An 18,449-nucleotide genomic window follows, 5' to 3' on the forward strand; every position below is an offset into this window, starting at 1 on the left:
TGGGCGGGTATCGACAGGAATAAAGGAAGGGTCAGATCATGAAGAAGCTTTTTGCCGCCATTGTCGCCATTGCGATGATTGCACCTGTTGCCGCAGCGCCCGCTTTGGCAGCGCCGCATAAGGACAAGGACAACCACGGCCAGCATGTCAGCACAGCAGCCAAGGGCAATCCGTTTCGCAAGGGCCAGAAGTTCGATAGCCGCCGCGCCCCCAACTATCGCGTGGTCGATTACCGGTCTTATCGCACGCTGAAAGCGCCGCCAAAGGGCCATCGCTATGTCCGGTCGGGCAACGATATCCTGCTGGTGCGGACGGACAGCGGGATTGTATCGTCAATTTTTAGCGGGTTGATCCGGTAAGCCCATGATGATCGGGGCGGCGATGCAAAAGCCCGCCCCGATTGTCTCTGCAATCAGGCCATCTTGGCCAGAATGCGGGCAAGGGAGCGGACATTACGAGCTGTGCCCCGGCAGCCAAGGCGCCGTTCGATAAAAGCGCCGGTCAATTTGCTTTCGGCCACGCCGTTGGCAAAATCGATGTAAATGCTGCGGTCGCCCAGGGCCAGCTTTTCAAGGCCGCGCATGGCCTGATCGGCTGCGAGTTTATCGAATGCCGCCTTGTCTGGCTGGCGTTCAAGGAACAGGGTGTGGACAAGGTTGTCCGCGCCGATGCCTGTGAAGGGGTTGCCTTCCACCGCATTGGCAATGGCCGCCCGGTCGCGCACGGCAACAAAACTTTTGATATCGAAACGATCCAGCATGACGTGGGCGAACAGGTCTTCAAGACCGTCCAGTGGGCGTTCGTCATAATCGAACAGCAGGTTGCCGCTGGCGACCACTGTTTCCAGCCCGGTCAGCCCTTCCCGTTCAAAGGCATAGCGCAAATCCGCCATCGTCACGCGATTGCCGCCGACATTGATGGAACCGAACAGGGCGACGTAGCGGGTCATGGGAAATTCCAGACGAAGACCAAACCGGCCAGGGCAGTGGATACGACTGTGCTCAAACAACCGCAGCCTGCTCGCTCGGCCAGCTCACCAAGGAAGGTTTTAGCCAACTCTGCGCGAAACCGCCGGGGACTCTTGCCGTGCTCTTGATGCTTGGCATTCGGCCTTCGCCGACGTCCCCGGCTTTTCGCCACACGTTACAGCGTGCGATCGCGCATTTCGACTTCGAAGACTTCGAGCTGATCGCCAGCCTTGATGTCGTTCGTGTCGGACAGCAACACACCGCATTCCAGACCGCCGCGCACTTCGGCAACGTCGTCCTTGAAACGGCGCAGCGACGAAATGGTGGTACGGCTGACGATGACGTCGTTGCGGGTAAGGCGCGCATGGAGGCCCTTGCGGATAACGCCTTCGACAACCAGCAGACCGGCCGCCTTGTCCTTCTTGCCCGCAGGGAACACTTCCTTGACCTCGGCACGGCCAACGACCGTTTCGATGGCTTCCGGACCAAGTTCGCCCGCCATTTCCGAACGGATATCGTCGGTGAGCTGGTAGATCACGTCAAAGTACTTCATCCGCACCTTGTTACGTTCAACCAGTTCGCGCGCCTTGGCATTTGGACGGACGTTGAAGCCGACAATCGGCGCGCCGCTGGCCTGCGCCAGGTTGACGTCGCTTTCGGTGATGGCACCGACGCCCGATTGCAGGATGCGGACCTTGATTTCGTCGGTCGAAATCTTGTTGAGCGCGTTGACGATAGCTTCGACAGAACCCTGAACGTCAGCCCGGATGACCAGCGGATATTCGATAACCGTGTTCTTGGCAGCAAGTGCCGAGAACATGTTTTCAAGGCTGGCCGGAGCGTGGGCGGTGCGCTTGGCCGTGGCGCGTTCATGGCGGTAAAGCGCCACTTCGCGAGCACGGGCTTCGCTTTCCACCACAGTCAGCGTGTCACCGGCCATCGGCACGCCACCGATGCCCAGAACTTCGACCGGCAACGACGGGCCAGCGGTCTTCACCTGACGGCCCTTGTCATCAAGCATGGCGCGAACGCGGCCTGACTGGGTACCGACCACCAGAATATCACCAACCTTGAGCGTCCCGCGATTGACCAGAACGGTGGCCAGCGGCCCCTTGCCCTTGTCCAGCTTGGCTTCGATCACGGTGGCTTCTGCCGCGCGATCCGGATTGGCCTTCATTTCCAGCAGTTCGGACTGCAACAGGATCTTTTCGATCAGTTCGTCAAGGCCAGCACCGGTCTTGGCCGAAACTTCGACGTCCTGCACATCACCCGACATCGCTTCCACGATGATTTCGTGTTCGAGCAGACGTTCACGGATCTTCTGCGGGTTGAATTCCGGCTTGTCGGCCTTGGTGATCGCCACGATCATCGGCACGCCAGCGGCCTTGGTGTGGTTGATCGCCTCGATCGTCTGCGGCATCAGCCCGTCATCACCTGCGACCACAAGGATCACGATGTCGGTGACATTGGCACCGCGCATACGCATTTCGGTAAAGGCTTCGTGGCCCGGCGTATCAAGGAAGGTGATGTGTTCGCCACCCTTGGTCTTGATCTGATAGGCGCCGATATGCTGCGTGATACCGCCAGCTTCGCCGCGCACCACATCGGTTCCGCGCAGCGCATCGAGCAGCGAGGTCTTGCCGTGATCGACGTGGCCCATGATGGTGACCACCGGCGGGCGCGCCTTCAGCGATTCTTCAGCATCAACGTCGGCAGCGTTATCGATATCGACATCGGAGTCGCTGACGCGCTGGATGTTGTGGCCAAATTCGGTGACGAGCAGTTCAGCGGTGTCCTGATCGATAGTCTGGTTGATGGTGACCATCATGCCCATCTTGAACAGCGCCTTGATAAGGTCTGCCGCCTTCTCCGCCATGCGGTTCGACAGTTCCTGCACGGTGATCGCTTCGGGCACGATCACATCGCGGACCTGTTTTTCGCGCTGGTGCTGTTGGCCGGCGAAGTGCGCACGGCGTTCCTTTTCACGGGCACGCTTGAGCGCGGCGAGGCTGCGTGCGCGTGCGCCTTCGTCCTCGTTCAAAGCGCGGGTCACGGTCAGCTTGCCGCCGCGACGGTCTTCGGTCTTGCGGTCACGCTGCGGATGAGCAGGCTTCTTGGCCGCAGCATCAGGCCGCTTGGGCGGCGTGGATGGCGTGACCGGGGTGAAGCGGCGCGGCGCAGGTGCAGCGGCAGGCCGGGCTTCTTCTGCACGCGGCGCAGCAGCAGGAGCAGGAGCAGCAGCCTTGGGCGCTTCTGCCGCGGCGGGGGCAGCTTCGGCAGTGGCAACAGCAGCAGCAGCAGGCGTTTCGGCCACAGGCTGGGCCGGTTCGGGCTGCTTTGCTTCCGGCTGGACGGGCGCAGGCGCGGCTTCGGGTTGGGCGACGGGCGGCTGAGGCGCAGCAGCAGCGGCCTCAGCGCGAGCCTTTTCCTCTAAACGGCGGCGTTCTTCCTCGATCGCACGCAGGCGTTCTTCCTGCTCACGGCGGTTGGCCGCTTCCAGCGAGTTGAGGCGAGCTTCTTCAGCTTCGCGCAGCAGGCGAGCCTGCATTTCCTGGCGCGTTTCGCGGCTGGCCGAAGGCGCAGCGGGCGGTGGCGGTGGGGGCGGCGGAGGGGCGACGGGCGTGGGCGCAGGCGTTGCAGCAGCGGCAGGCGCAGCTGTGGGGGCCGCAGCCTCGCCCGGCCGGCCCATCAGCTTGCGCCGCTTCACTTCGACCACAACCTTGTTGGTGCGACCGTGGCTGAAGGTCTGCTTGACCTCTCCGGCCTCAACCGCCGTCTTGAGGCCCAGCGGCCTGCGGCCCAGCGTCGGCTTCTTGTCGCTATCGCTCATCGAACTCATTCGCCCTTCGTATCAATATCGTCGTTCGCCGCCATGTCCGCATCGGGCGTGGCAGCGTCATCGGTTTGGTGCCCGATAAAATGCATCAGGCGCTGTAGCGGCGCCGCGACTCGTTCGGTCGCAGCGGCATCGGTGAGGCCCAGGTGAACGACGTTGTCGCGGCCCAATGCCACAGACAGCGCCGCCCGGTCCAGCGGCAAGATTACGCCTTTGAGGCCAGTGCCTTCGGCACCCTCGCCCACGCGCCATGCCTGCGCCAGCTTGTTCGGCCCGTCGCTGCCCGCATCAGATGCGTGGGCAAGGAATGTGACGGCCCCGGAGCGTGCACCCTGAGCGATCTTTTCAGTGCCAAGCAACATGTTGCCTGCGCGCAATTCGATCCCCAGACGGTCGGTTACCGCGCGGCGCAGGGCCTGTTCGGTACGTTCCGGCAAGTCGGCTGGAATAGTGAGAGGAGCGCCTTTGAACGCACGCGCCAGAGCACCTTTAAGTTTGCCATTGGCCAGCGCTTTTTCAAGGTCAGCGCGCGACACGCCAAGCCAGGCACCGCGCCCAGGCGCGCGCGCCAGCACATCGGGCAGCACGTCGCCGTCGGGCGAGATCGCAAGGCGAATCAATTCGCCCCGCATATCCAGCCGTCCGGTCAGCACACACTTGCGCTCCGGCGAGGATTTCCCCGCCGGCGCTTTGCCATCAATGTCGGAGCTTAGCGGCTCATTGTGAGGATTCCGCATCGGCGGCCTCCTCGGTCTGCGGCTCGACTTCGGCTACCGGTTCGTCTTCGAACCAGTGCGCGCGCGCGGCCATGATGATTTCGTTGCCTTGCTCTTCGTTCAGGCCATATTCGCCCAGCACGCCGCCCTTGTCTTCAGTGCGTTCGGAACGCTCGCTCTTTTCGCGCGGCCCTTTGTCATTGCGGCGACGTTGTTCGACGCGCTTCTTGGCAATCAGTTCGTCGGTGGCCAGATCAGCCAGATCGTCGAGTGTCTTGATGCCCGCCTTGCCCAGAGTAACCAGCATGGCTTCGGTCAGGTGCGGCAGTTCTGCCAGCCCGTCTTCGACGCCAAGACTGCGACGCTGTTCGCGCAAGCCCTCTTCGCGGCGCTCAATCGCTTCGATGGCGCGGCTCTGCAGTTCTTCACCCAGTTCCTCGTCGAAGCCTTCGATCGTGGCGAGTTCGGCCAAGTCGATGTAGGCGACTTCTTCCAGCTCGGTGAAGCCTTCGGCCACCAGCAACTGCGACAGGGTTTCGTCGACGTCGAGTTCTTCCTCGAACATCTTCGACCGCTCGGAAAATTCCTTCTGGCGCTTTTCCGATGCTTCAGCTTCGGTCATGATGTCGATGGCCGAACCGGTCAGCGACGATGCCAGACGCACGTTCTGGCCGCGACGACCGATGGCGAGCGAAAGCTGGTCATCAGGCACGACGACCTCAATGCGGCTTTCTTCCTCGTCGATCACCACGCGGCTGACGGTGGCAGGCTGAAGCGCGTTGACCACGAACGTCGCGGTATCTTCGCTCCAAGGAATGATGTCGATCTTTTCGCCCTGCATTTCCTGCACGACGGCCTGCACACGGCTGCCCTTCATGCCGACGCAGGCACCGACAGGGTCGATGCTGGAATCGCGACTGATAACGCCGATCTTGGCGCGGCTGCCCGGATCGCGAGCAGCGGCCTTGATCTCGATGATGCCATCGTAGATTTCAGGCACTTCCTGCGCGAACAGCTTCTTCATGAATTCAGGGTGCGCGCGCGAAAGGAAGATCTGCGGACCACGGTTCTGACGCTCAACCTTGAGGATCAGCGCACGGACACGTTCGCCCACGCGCGGCACTTCGCGCGGGATCTGCTGATCGCGACGGATGACGCCTTCGGCGCGGCCAAGATTGACGATGACGTGGCCGAATTCGACCGACTTGATGACGCCGGTGATGACTTCGCCAGCGCGATCCTTGAATTCGTCATACTGACGGTCACGTTCAGCATCACGGACCTTCTGGAAGATCACCTGCTTTGCCGACTGCGCGTCGATACGGCCAAGATCAACCGGGGGCAGCGGATCGACAATGAAGTCGCCGATAGCCGCGCCGGGCTGCAGCTTTTCGGCAGCCTTGAGATCGACCTGCTTGAAATAGTCTTCGACCACTTCGACCACTTCAACCACGCGCCACAGACGAAGATCGCCGGTGCGCGGATCAAGCTTGGCGCGAATGTCGTTTTCCGCGCCATAACGGTTACGCGCGGACTTCTGGATCGCCTCTTCCATCGCTTCGATGACGATCGACTTGTCGATCATCTTCTCGGTCGCAACAGCGTTGGCGATTGCGAGCAGTTCGGCGCGGTTTGCGGAAATCGCACTGGCCATGGGTCAGTCTTCCTGTTCTTCGTGGATTTCGTCCGCGCCGCCGATCACTTCTTCTTCAACTCCAGAAGTGTCCAGCGGCCGGGAAGCGGCAATGAGTTTGTCAGTAAGGATAAGCTTGGCATTAGCGACAAGCGCGAACGGCACATCAAAGACGGTGCCGTCATCCTCAATGGAAATGGTCTGCGTTTCGGCATCGAACCCTTTGAGATCGCCGCGATAACGCTTGCGACTGTCAATCAGTTCGGACAGTTCGACACGCGCTTCGTGACCGATCCATGCCGCGAAATCCTTCGCGCGGGTCAACGGGCGATCGATGCCGGGCGACGACACTTCGAGACGATAAGCCTCTTCGATCAGGTTTTCGCCCGCTTCTTCCAGCGCGTCGAAACGATCGGAGATGCGATGCGACAGCGCAGCACAATCTTCGATAATCAACTGACCGGTCGCAGGACGCTCAGCCATGATCTGGAGCGTATGCTCTTCATCCCCGATTTCGCCGCCTTTGTAATACCGCACGCGCACGAGATCGAAACCCATGGCTTTCGCCTCAGGCTCAACAACCTCGATAATCCGTGCGATATCCGTCATGCAAACTCCAAGTGGCAAAAACCGAACAACAAAAGCGGAACCGTGCCGGTGCCCGGTAGCACCAGCCTGACCTTGCTTTCACAATGTCGGGATGAGCGCCAAATAGGCGTAGCGCCGTAAAATTGCAAGCTGCAATCGGCATGGCCGGGAACCATTCAAAAGTTGAATGCTTATAATTGGCATAGAACGCCAACCATTAGCATTGGCTACCTCTCAACAACTCTCACATTCGGGCAGGAACCGCGCATTTCCGCCATTTTTCCAGTTTGGCACAGCCCATGCAATGCAAGGGACATGAGCCAAAAGGCTTTAGCGACCCGAACATGAGGACGACTTCCATGACCATTTTCACCCTGCGCATTGCCGCTGCCGCCAGCGCCCTGACACTTAGCCTTGCGCTGATCGCCGGCACTGTCACCACCCCGGCAAGCATTGCCACCCCCGCCACCATGCAGGAGATGATCTGATGACGCAGCTTCGCTTCGATGATTCGGCCCCTCGCCCGATCGAAACTTCACGCGGGTTCCGGCTCGACAAGACTCACGGCAAGTTCATGGGCGTTTGCGCAGGTATCGCCAATTATTTCAACGTCGATGTAACGATGGTTCGCGTGGCCTTTGGCCTTGCCACCGTGCTGGGATTTGGCACTGCGCTGATCGTATACCTGCTGATCGGCCTGATTGCCGACTGACGTTTTCAAGCGATGCCCAGCGCCCGTCCAGCCCCGCTTTTCCCGCCCCCGGAGAGGCGGGGTTTTGCTTTTACAGTCAGGATGTTTTGGCGAAAGGCGAGAAGTCCGTGCCGGTGTCGAACACTTCGGCCCCTTCGCGGCGCTTGAGCCAGCCAACAACCGCGTATGTTACCGGGGTCAACGCCGCTTCCCACACGACCTTCATCAGCCAGTTGGTAACCATCACGGTCAACACCTGCTCTACCGTCCAGATGCCAAGGAAAGCGATGGGGTAGAAAATCAGGCTGTCGATAGCCTGCCCGAATACGGTGGAGCCAATCGTCCGGGACCACAGGTGCTTGCCCGCAGTCAGGATCTTCATCTTGGCCAGTACGAAGGAATTGACAAATTCACCCGCCCAGAACCCGGTGACAGATGCCAGCACGATCCGCCAGGTGGAGCCGAACACACTTTCATAAGCGCCTTGTCCTTCCCAGCCCGGTGCAGGCGGCATGGCAACGACGACATAGCTCATGAAAGCCATGAAGATCAGCGCGAAAAAGCCCATCCACACACAGCGGCGGGCATGGGCATAGCCATAAACTTCGGTCAGCACGTCACCGATGACATAGGATACCGGGAAGAACAGGATGCCTGCGCCGAAGGTGAACCCGCCAACCTGCGCCAGTTTGGCCGCACCAATCAGGTTCGACAGCAGCAGAATGGCGACGAACCCGGCCATTACATAGTCGAAATAGCGAAAGTGCCGGCGGGCGCCGGCAGTTCCATCGATTTTGGCAAGATCGGGGCGGGAGAGCGCAGGCGAAATCTGGGGATCGGTCATGGCGCGCACGCTAACCCGGTTTTCATCGCGCGAAAAGCATGCTTAAGGGACAGCCGCGCTTGATATTGAGGTATTGAGCGCAAGATTTGGCGAATGGGAATATTGCAGGTTATCCGCCTTCGGCATTCCCGCGAACCGTGTTACGGCCCCGTAGCTCAACTGGATAGAGCACCTGCCTTCTAAGCAGGATGTTGCGTGTTCGAGTCACGCCGGGGTCACCACATCTACAATAGGCCACATCAACAACACGCCCGCATCATCGGGCAATTCAGGCAGACACATGGCTCGCAAACATTCGAAGCATGATTACGATGCCGACCTGCCCAGCGAGGAGGAAACTCCTGCGGTTGTGGTGGATTGCTGGCTTTGCGGACGCCCCACCGGCGAAACCATCGTGTGGCATCATCCGGTTCCCAAAAGTCGTGGCGGACGCGATGTGGTGCCGATGCATCCTATTTGCCAGCAAACGCTGATAGCCAATTTCACCAATTCAGAACTGCAACGCCACGGGATGAATGTGGAAGACCTTTTAGCCAACCCGGCTGTCCGAAAATTCGTCGACTGGGTGGCAAACAAAGATCCCGACTTCACGGCCACCATCGCCAGAAAGAAGCGCTAAGAGAACGCGTTTCCGAACGCCGTCAGGTGCAGGGGTACATGCCGCCCGTGCCTGTAACGCCGGGCGTCAGGTTGCGTTCGTCGCGCACGAGAAACGCACCTTCTTTGGCCATCGTGATATTTTCGACGAACATTTCGCCAAATATGCCCTCATATTCATAGAAGATTTCCACGAACATGACGGCATTGCCTGCTGAAGCGGCAATCTTGGTTGGACCGCTGCCCATGCCGGTGATGACAGCCCCGTTCAGGCCATTGCGGGTGCTGTCGTTGCCATAGGCGGATTGATGATTGTAATCGCCCAGGCAGCGTTGCCAGTGGATATACTGGCGCCCCGTGGTGGCATCACGCTCAAGACTGGACAGGATCACTCTGCCGCGCGTTTCTATATTGATCGTACGGCCTTGTTCCTCGGCCCCCAGCATGACTGAATTGACATCGGTTTCGGTCACCGTAGGGGTAACCGCGCTGTTATCGGTCTGCCCCAGACGTGAAGCGTTGTCGGCGAGCGTCAATGCCAGTTCGCTCAACTTCATATCTGTGGTGTTGAGATAGGCCAGTTCGACACCGTAGCAGGCAATACTGAGAACAAACGGCGCAACCAGCGCAAACTCGATAATGGTCACGCCCGATTTACACCGGCCGAGCTGTAGCGCCTTGCGACGGGAAAACGGGTTCAGCCGCTTCAGCATATTCCTGCCTCTGATCCGGCATTGTCCTGCAATGCATAAGGTTGGTTGCGGCGAACGGTGGTAGAACTGAATTCGCGCTCCGCCGTCCCCATGGGAAGGATCATCGATCCATATACAGAGACATATCGTACCGTGACGGTGTAGATGACCACGTCGTTCGCGCCGCCATTGCCGGTTTTCGCGACATCGGAATCCCATGTGCCATTGCTGTTTTCATCAACGAAATTCTCGCCTGTGGAACAGGTGCCATCGTTGTTGGCATCGTTCCAGCGTTCGGGCCGGTCAACGTCGACGAAATCGAAATAGCTGCGGCGCTGCGAAGTGACTTCTGCGTTGGGCAGGATGTCCTGCATCACCTCCCTCACCTTGGCGTCGGCCTGCGTTGTGTCACCACTTTCGATGGAGGAATCACGCGCGGCCTTTTCCACCGCACCATCCAGAACGCCCATCGCATATACCATCTGCCCATAATCGAAGCAGACCATAATCATCATGATGAACACCGGCGCGATCACGGCAAATTCGATCGCGCTGACGCCGCTGCGGTCGGCAAGAACCACAGGACGCCGTATCCGGCGGGCCAAGGCGCGCATGACCTTCACTGATAAATCCGCAGTTCGCCGACGTTCTTGGCGATTTCCTGAAACGCTGTGTTCAGTTCGGCGGAACTGCTGGCGGTGTACGAGCTGTTATCAGACGCGCAATACGTGAGGTCGCTGGTCATGCCGGAACCGAAGGCAATGACCCACACACGGAACCCCTTCCCCTTGGCCACATCGCACAAAGCGCGGAAGCGTGAGGTGTGGCGAGCGGCCTGGTTGGAATAGCCGTCATCGGTGATCCGGCGATCATGGTATTCGATGCCATAGGTCGACTGAATCGAATAGCTCGGCTCCATGATACCGTCGGTCATGAAAATGATGTGTCGCGAAACCTTGCCGCCGTTGGACGGTTCATCATTCACCAGATCGCGCCATGGACCATCGGGCGAATTGAGGCGCAGGCCCCAGATCATGCCAAGGTCATGGTACGTGGAACCCGCAGCGACCAGTGAATCTGCATAAGTGTAGAATGCCGACTGGCTCATCGTCTGCAAAAGCTGGGCCTGATACGGGCAATAAGAATTGGCCTTGCCCCCGCGCGTCGTTTCCGAAGCATTGGTCAGGCTCCCGCCGCTGGTCAGACGATAATAGGCCACCTCGGGCCACATCGGTGCCCACTTGGTTGCGTCATCATCTTCGTCAGGTTCGGCATCCACATCAAGATCAAGCGCCCCGGACGGAGACACGCCGGTCATGCTGGAATAGCTGAAGCTGTCATCCGAAACCGTTTCGCGTTCTTCAATGCAGCCGCCCCACGTGTAAGACACTGCTGCGCCATTGGTGCCGTTGGGCACGCTTGCTGCAGTAAACTGCTTGTAAGCGCTGGTATCATACGTCACCCGTTTATAAGCGAAGTGGCTGAATTCGGTGCGGGTGCGGGTTTCATATACCGGATCGCTGGTCGCGTAGCTGTAGGTGTAGTAGTTACGATAGGTGTAATAGTAATATATGTAGTACCGCGAGCTGCTTTCCCGATAGCAGTAATACGTCGTCTTGCGCTGCGGCTGGGTGGTCGTAGTGGTGACAACCTGCTGCCCCGATCCGTTGGTAGTGCTCGAGTTTGATGTCGTTGACGAACCATTGTTCGCCCAAGCCGTATTACTTGGCAGAGCATTGGTACAGGACGACGATCCGTTATAACGGGTGCTGCTGTACTGGTAATTGCTGCTGCTGGATTCCGAGCTGTAGCTTTGCGAACTGGTATAGACCGGGTTATTCCAACCAACGAAGACCTGTTCGGTAATGGTGTTGAACACCGGCTGGCGCGACTGGATTGGCCAGCTGTCCACCAGATAATCCGCATCGCGTGCCAGCAACAGGCGGCCGACGTTGACCGATGAACTGTAGGGCACGAACGAATAGCGGACGCGGGCATTTGACCCCTGCGTGGCCGTGGCAACAGTCGTGTAGAAGTTCTTCATCGCGGCGCGCAGCGCCTGGATGCGGGTCTGGTTGCTGCCGGAAAGCGTCTGGCCCATCGACCCGGTAGTATCCAGCACCATGGTAATGTCGCTGTTGCCCACGCCCATCGTGGCGCTGCATTCCACCTGAACCTGGATTTCGTCGTAGCCAAAAGCGCCCATGATCGCAGTCTGCACCGATGACGTGGCCGTGCCTGCGACCAGATTGCCACTGTCGGATGAACTGGTCTGAAAGACGGTGTTGGTCGCCCCGACTTCGTTCTGGTCGAAGTTGGTATTGAAGTAGGTGTTGGCTTGGGTTTGTGCCGCAGTATCATAGCCGTTGGTGGTAACTGCACGTCGCCCGGCAAGCGCCCCGGCATCGCAGGCAGACTGCAACCGGTTGCGCGCCTTGTAGATGCGGCCGATATCAATGCCACCACCGATCAGCGCGAGCATGATAGGCGCAGCTACAGCCGCAATCGGCAGGATGCTGCCCGCAGTGCTATGGCGAAGTCGTGAGAGAAACCGCGACATGAAAACCGTACTGCCTATCTACTTCTGACGATGCTGCCAGAAGCGGCCAGACCGGTTTCAAGAATCCTAACTTTATCTAATATTTATCTTTCTGTTATCTAATTTTAATGTGGAAAACCCTTAGCATCACCACGAAGGCCATTAACCGTCAGGTTTTCGCCTCAAATGCCCTCCAGCCTGCATTTCTGACATGGTCGGTATCCTGCCCGGCCAGCGGTGGAGGCCGCATTTGTTTACCATCTTCAGAAACCGAGAATCGCACAGGCGCGCTCTGTTCATAATATCCACCTTCAACAGGGTGTTGACGGGATTGGAAAAAACCAACTGCCTGGAGGTGCGGATCTGCCATGATGTCACCAATGTCGCGCACAGCCTGCGCCGGGATTTGTGCCGCATGGCAGCGTTGCAAAATCTCTGCAGTGGTCAGCGCAGGGGTAAAACGGGCAATGGCCCGGTAAAGTTCAGGCTGTGCTTTCAGCCGCAATTGCGGCGTGGCCAGGTGAGGCTGATCCAGAAAATCGGACTGATCCAGCAGGGCAAAAATGCGCGCCCAAGCATCGTCAGTATAGGCAACCACACTGATATGACCATCTGCAGTAGGGAAAGGCTGACGGTCAGGATCAATCTGGCGGAAGTAACCGACCGGTGCATTGGGCGGATCGAACGTCAGCCCGCCCAGATGTTCAAGCAGCATGAAACTGGAAAATGCTTCGAACATCGGCACTTCAACATGCGCGCCATCGCCGGTACGCTGTTTGTGGACGATCGCGGCAAGGGCTGCATAAGCGGCATGAAGCCCCGCCACCTTGTCTGCCACCAATGACGGCAGATAGCGCGGACTGGGATTGCCATCGACGCGGGGCAGCAGCGTGGTGGTGCCGGTGGCGGCCTGAATGACATCATCATAGGCCTGAAGGTCAGCATAAGGCCCATCCTGCCCAAAGCCGACGCAATGAACATAGATAAGTCCCGGATTGACCGCTTTCAGGCTTTCATAATCCAGCCCGATCCTCTCCAGCGCCTTGCCGCGCACGTTGACGACGAACACGTCCGCCTCGCGCAACAGATCGAGCATGACTTTGCGATCATCATCAGTCTTGAGATCGAGAGCGGCAGACTTCTTGCCACGGTTTAGCGCCATCCAGGCCGGGGCCATGCCCGGCGTCACCGCCGCCTTGCCCGACCAACGGAAGGCATCGCCCATGCCGGGGCTTTCCACCTTGATGACATCCGCACCCAAGTCGGCAAGGATCTGGGTGCAATAGGGGCCGAAGACCACCGTGGTCAGGTCCACCACGCGGATGCCTTCGAGCATCACCGGCTTATCGCTCATTTCAAAAGTCCCGCTTTTTCAAAAGTCGTCATGAAAAGACGAAGCTGTTGCGTTTCTCACCGGGCGTCACGATGACCGTACGGCCCAGCGGATCACTGCCCAGCATCGCGGAAATCACATCGGCTTCGCGGCTGGTGGCGATAAAACGCCCACCACCATCCCTGTCGCCAATCACGATGGCCTGATCGGGCACGCCCTTGGCATAGACCACCGTATAGGTGCCGATCCGCCCCTTGCCCGCCGCATCGGTCGCCAGTTCAGCCTTGGGCGCAGCATCAAGCGCGGCCTGCACTGAAGCGGCTTCGCACCCGGGCCACGTGCGCGGCGTGGTGGACAGGACTGCCGCGCCGTATTTCGACTGGAACCCGCCGTTCAGGCCGACAAAACCATAACTGCCGGGCACGGCGCGCAACCGTTCCGCCATAGTGGCGAAAGCGTGCATGGAATAGTTGTTCCCCGCCCCACCAAAATAGGGCAGCCCGCCGGTCACGGTCAGCCCGCGCGGATCATCGGCTTGCAAGCCCAGCCCATCAACCGCCGCGTTGAACACCGGAATCGGGAAGCAAGAATAGAAGTCGAATGCGGCCATATCTGCCGCGCTCTTGCCCGCCGTGGCAAGAGCCGATGCGATCGCCGCATTGGCTGCCGGGTAACCGCCGATATCAGGTCGGTCGAGAATCTCGCGCTCATTGGCCAGCGCAGCTCCGTGGAGATAGACCCATTTGTCCTGCGGCACGCCAGCATCGCGCGCGGCGGATACAGACATGACCAGCACGGCTGCTGCCTGATTGACCTGATCGCGCGACACCACTTTCAGCGGATAGGGATCGGCAATCATCCGGTTACGTTCGCCGGGCGTGGCGATATCTTCCGCCGTCATCGGCCTTGATGCTGCCGCACTGTAAGGATTATCCGCTGCAACATGCGTGAACGGCGCGAATAACCGCCCCATTTCCAGCGCGTAGTCCGCACGCGAAAGACCCAGCCGCGCCCGACGTGCGTTTTCGCATAGGGCATAAGCCACCACCGGCGCGCGAATACCATGGGCGATGCTGACAGGGGACAAGGTGCCTTCAAAGCCCATGCCCTTGTCAATCATCTCGCCATCGTCATGTTCGGCCCAGTCGCGGCTTTCCCCCTTGGTGACCAGATGGCGCACCGTGGAAATGGCCTCGCTGCCGAACAGCAGCGCAGCGGGCACTTCGCCACCGGCAATCCGTCCGCCCATATCGGCCAGAAGCGCCAGCGGTGATTGCCCGCCCACCTTTTCAAGGATCGCAACATCGGGGGTAATGCCAAGGCGGCGCGCCACTGCCAGCGGCATCTTGTCAGCCCGCCCGAACGGCACCTGCATTGCGCCCGATTCCTCGAACGTGCGCACCGCGCCCACGGCCTTTACCAGCGGCACGACTTCTGCCGCAGCGCCACTATCGGCCAAAGCCGCCGCCCCTGCCCTTGCCGACAGTTCGGCAAAGGACAGGCCGGCATAGTCAGGGGCATCGATCCGTTCGACGAACTGGCCGACGCCGACGATAACCGGCGTCGTATCAGGCACTTGCATGATGTTCCTTTCAGCTCAAGTCATGAACGCAGACTTGTTCTCACGCACAAGGGGCTTCATGTCATCCGGCTATATATTTTAATTTCAATTACTTACGGGCTAACCCTAAGGGATCAGGACAACCTTGATGCACTGCCCTTTTGCCTGCACTTCGACAGCCTCGTTGATTTGGGAAAGCGGGAAAGTCTGCACCAGCCGCTCGAACGGAAACTGGCCTTTGGCGTTCAGCGCCAGCAGTTCGGGGATGAAGTCCTGCGGCACGGCATCGCCCTCGATGATGCCGATAATGCGCAGGCCCGGCGTCATCAGCGCGGCGATATTAACGCTAATCGATGCAGTCATGTCCTTGGGCACACCAACAAGGCCGATGATGCCATGGGGCGCCAGATTGGCCAGCCCCGTCTCGATCACACCGACGTTACCGGTGGTGTCAAGCGCGGCATCCACGCCCAGCGGCAGAATGGCGCGAACCGCTTCGCCCAGGTCACCCGACACTGGATCGATCACATGGGTTGCGCCCAGTTCCAGCGCAATGCCGCGCCGTGCAGCCACCGGTTCCACCAGGATGACGTGCGAACAGTCCTGCACCTTGCCCGCCATGACCGCGGCAAGACCGACAGGACCACCGCCGAACACGATCAGCGATGACCCAGCCTTGCAGGCCATCGATTTCATCACCGCGCCAGCACCTGTCATCAGCCCACAGCCCAATGGTCCCAGCAGTTCTAGCGGAACTGCCGTGCCATCAGGCACTTTCACCACGTTGCGTGCGCGGGTAACGGCCAGCATGGCAAACGATGATTGGCCAAAGAAGTGCGAGGAAACCCGCTCACCACCAGCATCGGAATAAGCGGTCGATCCGTCGTCCAGCCGCATACCGGCATAGTTCATCGGCACGAAATTCTGGCAGTAGCTGGGCAGGTGTTCGTCGCAGCGTGGGCACCCACCGCAGGACGAAAAGCCCAGAACCACCCGGTCCCCCACAACGAGGCCGCTTACACCTTCGCCAACAGCTTCGATCACGCCTGCGCCTTCGTGGCCCAGCACGCCAGGTTTGACGAAGGCGTCAAACTGATCGCGGAACACAAGATCGGTGTGACACAGGCCGACACCTGCAATCCGCACCAGCACTTCGCCCGCACGCGGGCCGCCAACACTGATTTGCTCGATAGTGAAAGGCTGGTGCGCGCCGCGTGCGACAGCGGCGGTGCAAGTGGTCATCGGCAATCCTCCAGGCAACGGCTTTTCCAGCTTGGGATTGAGGCTAGTCCACCCGCTGTCGCAGCGTCCAATCGATTTAACCTTTCGATTTATAGGATCATTCGATATATTCGCGTCATGTACCCCGATGTCGACATCAAGGCGATCCGCTGTTTCCTTGCGCTGGCGCAGGATCTGAGCTTTGGCCGTGCGGCAAAGCGGATGAACCTGACCCAGCCCAGCCTTTCGGCCCAGATCAGGAAACTGGAAGATCAGGTGGGGCATCGCCTGTTCGAACGCACCACCCGCGCAGTGCGTCTTTCGCCCGTGGGCAAGGCTTTGCTCGATCCCGCGCGGGTGTTCGTGGCGCAGGCCGATAGCTTTGCCGCCCAGCTTGGCGCCTGGCGTTCCAAGCCCGACCGGCGCATCGTGCTGGGCGCGCCAATCTATACCTTCGAACTGCCCGAACATGGTGCGCTGCTATCGGCCATCGCGCGCGAATTGCCCGACATGTCGCTGCGGGTGGACAACGCTTTCACCAATTCATTGATCGAAGGCCTGATAAAGGGTGCCATCGACATGGCGATGGTGGTGGCAGCGCCTGTGCCGCACGAACGCTATCTTGCTGATATGGCTGGCGAAGGGGCGGGTGAGCTGGAGATGCCCGATGGGCTGGCGCGCCTGACGATCAGTTCGGAACCGATCGGCCTTGCCATCCCGCACGAACACCCTCTTGCCCGGTTCGATGTGGTGCCGATCGAGGCGCTTACAGGATCAGTCATCGCCATGCTGGCACCGCTGCATGGTCGCAGCCTCTATGGCCCGATTTCGGCATGGCTGACATCTTGCGGCGCCACAGGCTTCCTTCCGCCTGAAGCCCATGCCTTTGCTTTGGAACGATATTGCCGCGAATATCGGATACCGGCCATATCCATTGCCCAGTTCCGCCCGCGCGACCACGGCAACGTGGTCTATCGCCCTGCTGCCGGTCTTTCCATCCGCACCGAACTGGCTGTGATCCGCAACGATCGCAAGCAACGCTCTGCCATTGAAGACCGGCTGTGGGAACTGGCAGCCAAGCTACTGCCTCCAGATATCAGGCCATAGCGCGAAGGCCGCTCCCACCCTTTGCCGCGCGCGATTGCGCCAGCAGCGCTCTTGCGCCGGTAGCCATATGCTGGCGCAGAAATCGGCTGGCGGCGCTGGCATCGGTGTAACCCAGCCGGTGCGACAGTTCAGTCAGGTTGGGCCGGCGGGCGGTTCGGAAATATTCATCAGCCGTGCGTTTGCGTTCATCTTCGAGGATGACGGCGAAAGTCGTGCCGCGTTCGGCCAGACGTCGTTGCAAGCTCTGCGGGGAAAGTCCTGCCAATCCAGCAACATGCGGCAGATTTGCCTTCCGCTCCGTCAGGTTCGCAGCGATGAAATAGCGCACCTGTTGCACCAAATCACCGGGCCAATGGCTGTCAGCCTGCGCCAGTTGCCGTTCAAGATAACGCACCATTTCGGCATTGCCGCGCGGCGATGGCCGATGCAGATCGGACTTGCGAAACACCAGTGCGCACCGATCCGCACCGAACTCTATCGGGCAGCGGAACACCGCCTGATGATAGCGCAGGCTGGCAGGTGCCGGATGATCAAGCTCCAGCCGAATCGGTGTCCACTCTTCGCCTAGCAGCATCCGCACGATGCGCAATTGCAGCGCCAGCGTGGCTTGCAGGAACTGCGATCCTCCCAGTCGCGCAGGGACCATCAGAATATGGCGCAGCGCGGCTTCATGTCCGTCGATATCGGTGCTGGACCGCATCGCCGCGCTTTCAAGGTGCATATAGCGGCGGGTGATACGACTGGCTTCGTCCAGTGTGCTGCAATGATCCCACAACAGGCTGACCGGCCCAAACCCGCGCACATTGCACCACATGCCAAAAGCCACGCCCAGATCATCACGCCCTGAGGCAATGGCGGCAGCCTGCATCACATCGACATGCGCACTGGCTGGAAGCCACTCCGCCTCTTCGGCCTGTTCGATGGTGCGATAAAGGTCTGGCGGGCACAAGCGCGCCAGATCAAGCCCGGCAACCGCAGCGAACTGCGAAAACTGGCGCATGGCGCTGGCGTGGGCCAGCCCGGAATCGGTGTTGAGATCAGAATGGGTCATGATGTGATGTGACAATAGTGCGATAGCATCCGTCAAGATCAATTAATCGATTAAACGCAAGATGCAACCAAG

Annotated in this window: 18 protein-coding genes and 1 tRNA gene; 6 read left to right on the forward strand and 13 right to left on the reverse strand. The window is 59.6% G+C overall.

What is annotated here, in order from left to right:
- Nucleotides 1-38 precede the first annotated feature (38 nt).
- Nucleotides 39-359 (forward strand): RcnB family protein, encoded by a 321-nt coding sequence (locus OVA07_RS14235; RefSeq protein ID WP_268172136.1) that lies wholly within the window; start codon nt 39-41, stop codon nt 357-359.
- A gap of 53 nt (nt 360-412) precedes the next feature.
- On the opposite strand, the gene OVA07_RS14240 is transcribed toward OVA07_RS14235, so the two are convergent.
- The 5 genes from OVA07_RS14240 to rimP form a co-directional block, all read right to left on the reverse strand.
- Nucleotides 413-949, reverse strand: coding sequence for a DUF1697 domain-containing protein (locus OVA07_RS14240; RefSeq protein WP_268172137.1), 537 nt, complete (start codon nt 947-949; stop codon nt 413-415).
- 194 nt (nt 950-1,143) lie between these two features.
- Nucleotides 1,144-3,798 (reverse strand): translation initiation factor IF-2, encoded by a 2,655-nt coding sequence (infB, locus tag OVA07_RS14245; protein WP_268172138.1) that lies wholly within the window; start codon nt 3,796-3,798, stop codon nt 1,144-1,146.
- 5 nt (nt 3,799-3,803) lie between these two features.
- The gene (locus OVA07_RS14250) at nt 3,804-4,541 is read right to left on the reverse strand and encodes a DUF448 domain-containing protein (RefSeq protein ID WP_268172139.1); all 738 of its coding nucleotides are present in this window, start codon (nt 4,539-4,541) and stop codon (nt 3,804-3,806) included.
- The gene (gene nusA, locus OVA07_RS14255; protein ID WP_268172140.1) at nt 4,522-6,174 is read right to left on the reverse strand and encodes a transcription termination factor NusA; all 1,653 of its coding nucleotides are present in this window, start codon (nt 6,172-6,174) and stop codon (nt 4,522-4,524) included. The genes OVA07_RS14250 and nusA overlap by 20 nt, the downstream gene beginning before the upstream one ends.
- Nucleotides 6,175-6,177: 3 nt before the next feature.
- Nucleotides 6,178-6,762, reverse strand: a complete 585-nt coding sequence (gene rimP / locus OVA07_RS14260; protein ID WP_268172141.1) for a ribosome maturation protein RimP — start codon at nt 6,760-6,762, stop codon at nt 6,178-6,180.
- Between the two features lie 338 nt (nt 6,763-7,100).
- On the opposite strand from rimP, the gene OVA07_RS14265 reads away from it, so the two are divergent.
- Complete coding sequence (locus OVA07_RS14265) at nt 7,101-7,229, forward strand: hypothetical protein (RefSeq protein WP_268172142.1); 129 nt, start codon at nt 7,101-7,103, stop codon at nt 7,227-7,229.
- Nucleotides 7,229-7,453 (forward strand): PspC domain-containing protein, encoded by a 225-nt coding sequence (locus OVA07_RS14270; RefSeq protein ID WP_268172143.1) that lies wholly within the window; start codon nt 7,229-7,231, stop codon nt 7,451-7,453. The genes OVA07_RS14265 and OVA07_RS14270 overlap by 1 nt, the downstream gene beginning before the upstream one ends.
- A gap of 76 nt (nt 7,454-7,529) precedes the next feature.
- Here the strand turns inward: OVA07_RS14270 and OVA07_RS14275 are convergent, their stop codons facing one another.
- A complete protein-coding gene (locus OVA07_RS14275; protein ID WP_268172144.1) occupies nt 7,530-8,276 on the reverse strand; it encodes a queuosine precursor transporter in 747 nt (248 codons plus the stop codon).
- 144 nt (nt 8,277-8,420) lie between these two features.
- Here OVA07_RS14275 and OVA07_RS14280 point away from each other — a divergent pair.
- Both OVA07_RS14280 and OVA07_RS14285 read left to right on the forward strand, forming a co-directional pair.
- Nucleotides 8,421-8,497, forward strand: a tRNA-Arg gene (locus OVA07_RS14280).
- A gap of 59 nt (nt 8,498-8,556) precedes the next feature.
- Nucleotides 8,557-8,895, forward strand: a complete 339-nt coding sequence (locus OVA07_RS14285) for a hypothetical protein (protein WP_268172145.1) — start codon at nt 8,557-8,559, stop codon at nt 8,893-8,895.
- Nucleotides 8,896-8,917: 22 nt separating this feature from the next.
- On the opposite strand, the gene OVA07_RS14290 is transcribed toward OVA07_RS14285, so the two are convergent.
- The 6 genes from OVA07_RS14290 to OVA07_RS14315 form a co-directional block, all read right to left on the reverse strand.
- Entirely contained in the window at nt 8,918-9,586 is a 669-nt protein-coding gene (locus OVA07_RS14290) for a TadE/TadG family type IV pilus assembly protein (protein ID WP_268172146.1), read from the reverse strand.
- Nucleotides 9,580-10,179: a TadE/TadG family type IV pilus assembly protein gene (locus tag OVA07_RS14295; protein ID WP_268172722.1), complete on the reverse strand. Its 600-nt coding sequence runs from the start codon at nt 10,177-10,179 to the stop codon at nt 9,580-9,582. Before OVA07_RS14295 ends, OVA07_RS14290 begins: the two co-directional genes overlap by 7 nt.
- Nucleotides 10,180-10,184: 5 nt before the next feature.
- The gene (locus tag OVA07_RS14300) at nt 10,185-12,125 is read right to left on the reverse strand and encodes a pilus assembly protein (RefSeq protein WP_268172147.1); all 1,941 of its coding nucleotides are present in this window, start codon (nt 12,123-12,125) and stop codon (nt 10,185-10,187) included.
- Between the two features lie 148 nt (nt 12,126-12,273).
- Nucleotides 12,274-13,458 carry a CaiB/BaiF CoA transferase family protein gene (locus tag OVA07_RS14305; RefSeq protein WP_268172148.1) on the reverse strand — a complete coding sequence of 395 codons (1,185 nt, stop codon included), beginning with the start codon at nt 13,456-13,458 and terminating at the stop codon, nt 12,274-12,276.
- Between the two features lie 28 nt (nt 13,459-13,486).
- Nucleotides 13,487-15,013: an acetyl-CoA acetyltransferase gene (locus OVA07_RS14310; RefSeq protein WP_268172149.1), complete on the reverse strand. Its 1,527-nt coding sequence runs from the start codon at nt 15,011-15,013 to the stop codon at nt 13,487-13,489.
- A 111-nt stretch (nt 15,014-15,124) separates the two neighbouring features.
- Nucleotides 15,125-16,240 (reverse strand): NAD(P)-dependent alcohol dehydrogenase, encoded by a 1,116-nt coding sequence (locus OVA07_RS14315; protein WP_268172150.1) that lies wholly within the window; start codon nt 16,238-16,240, stop codon nt 15,125-15,127.
- A gap of 117 nt (nt 16,241-16,357) precedes the next feature.
- Between OVA07_RS14315 and OVA07_RS14320 the strand changes: the two genes are divergently transcribed.
- On the forward strand, nt 16,358-17,326 hold the full coding sequence (locus OVA07_RS14320; protein ID WP_268172151.1) for a LysR family transcriptional regulator: 969 nt from the start codon (nt 16,358-16,360) through the stop codon (nt 17,324-17,326).
- Here the strand turns inward: OVA07_RS14320 and OVA07_RS14325 are convergent.
- Entirely contained in the window at nt 17,316-18,377 is a 1,062-nt protein-coding gene (locus tag OVA07_RS14325) for an AraC family transcriptional regulator (protein WP_268172152.1), read from the reverse strand. The two genes, OVA07_RS14320 and OVA07_RS14325, sit on opposite strands and share 11 nt — an antisense overlap.
- Between the last annotated feature and the right edge of the window lie 72 nt (nt 18,378-18,449).

The organism is Novosphingobium sp. SL115, from assembly GCF_026672515.1.
Lineage (GTDB): Bacteria > Pseudomonadota > Alphaproteobacteria > Sphingomonadales > Sphingomonadaceae > Novosphingobium.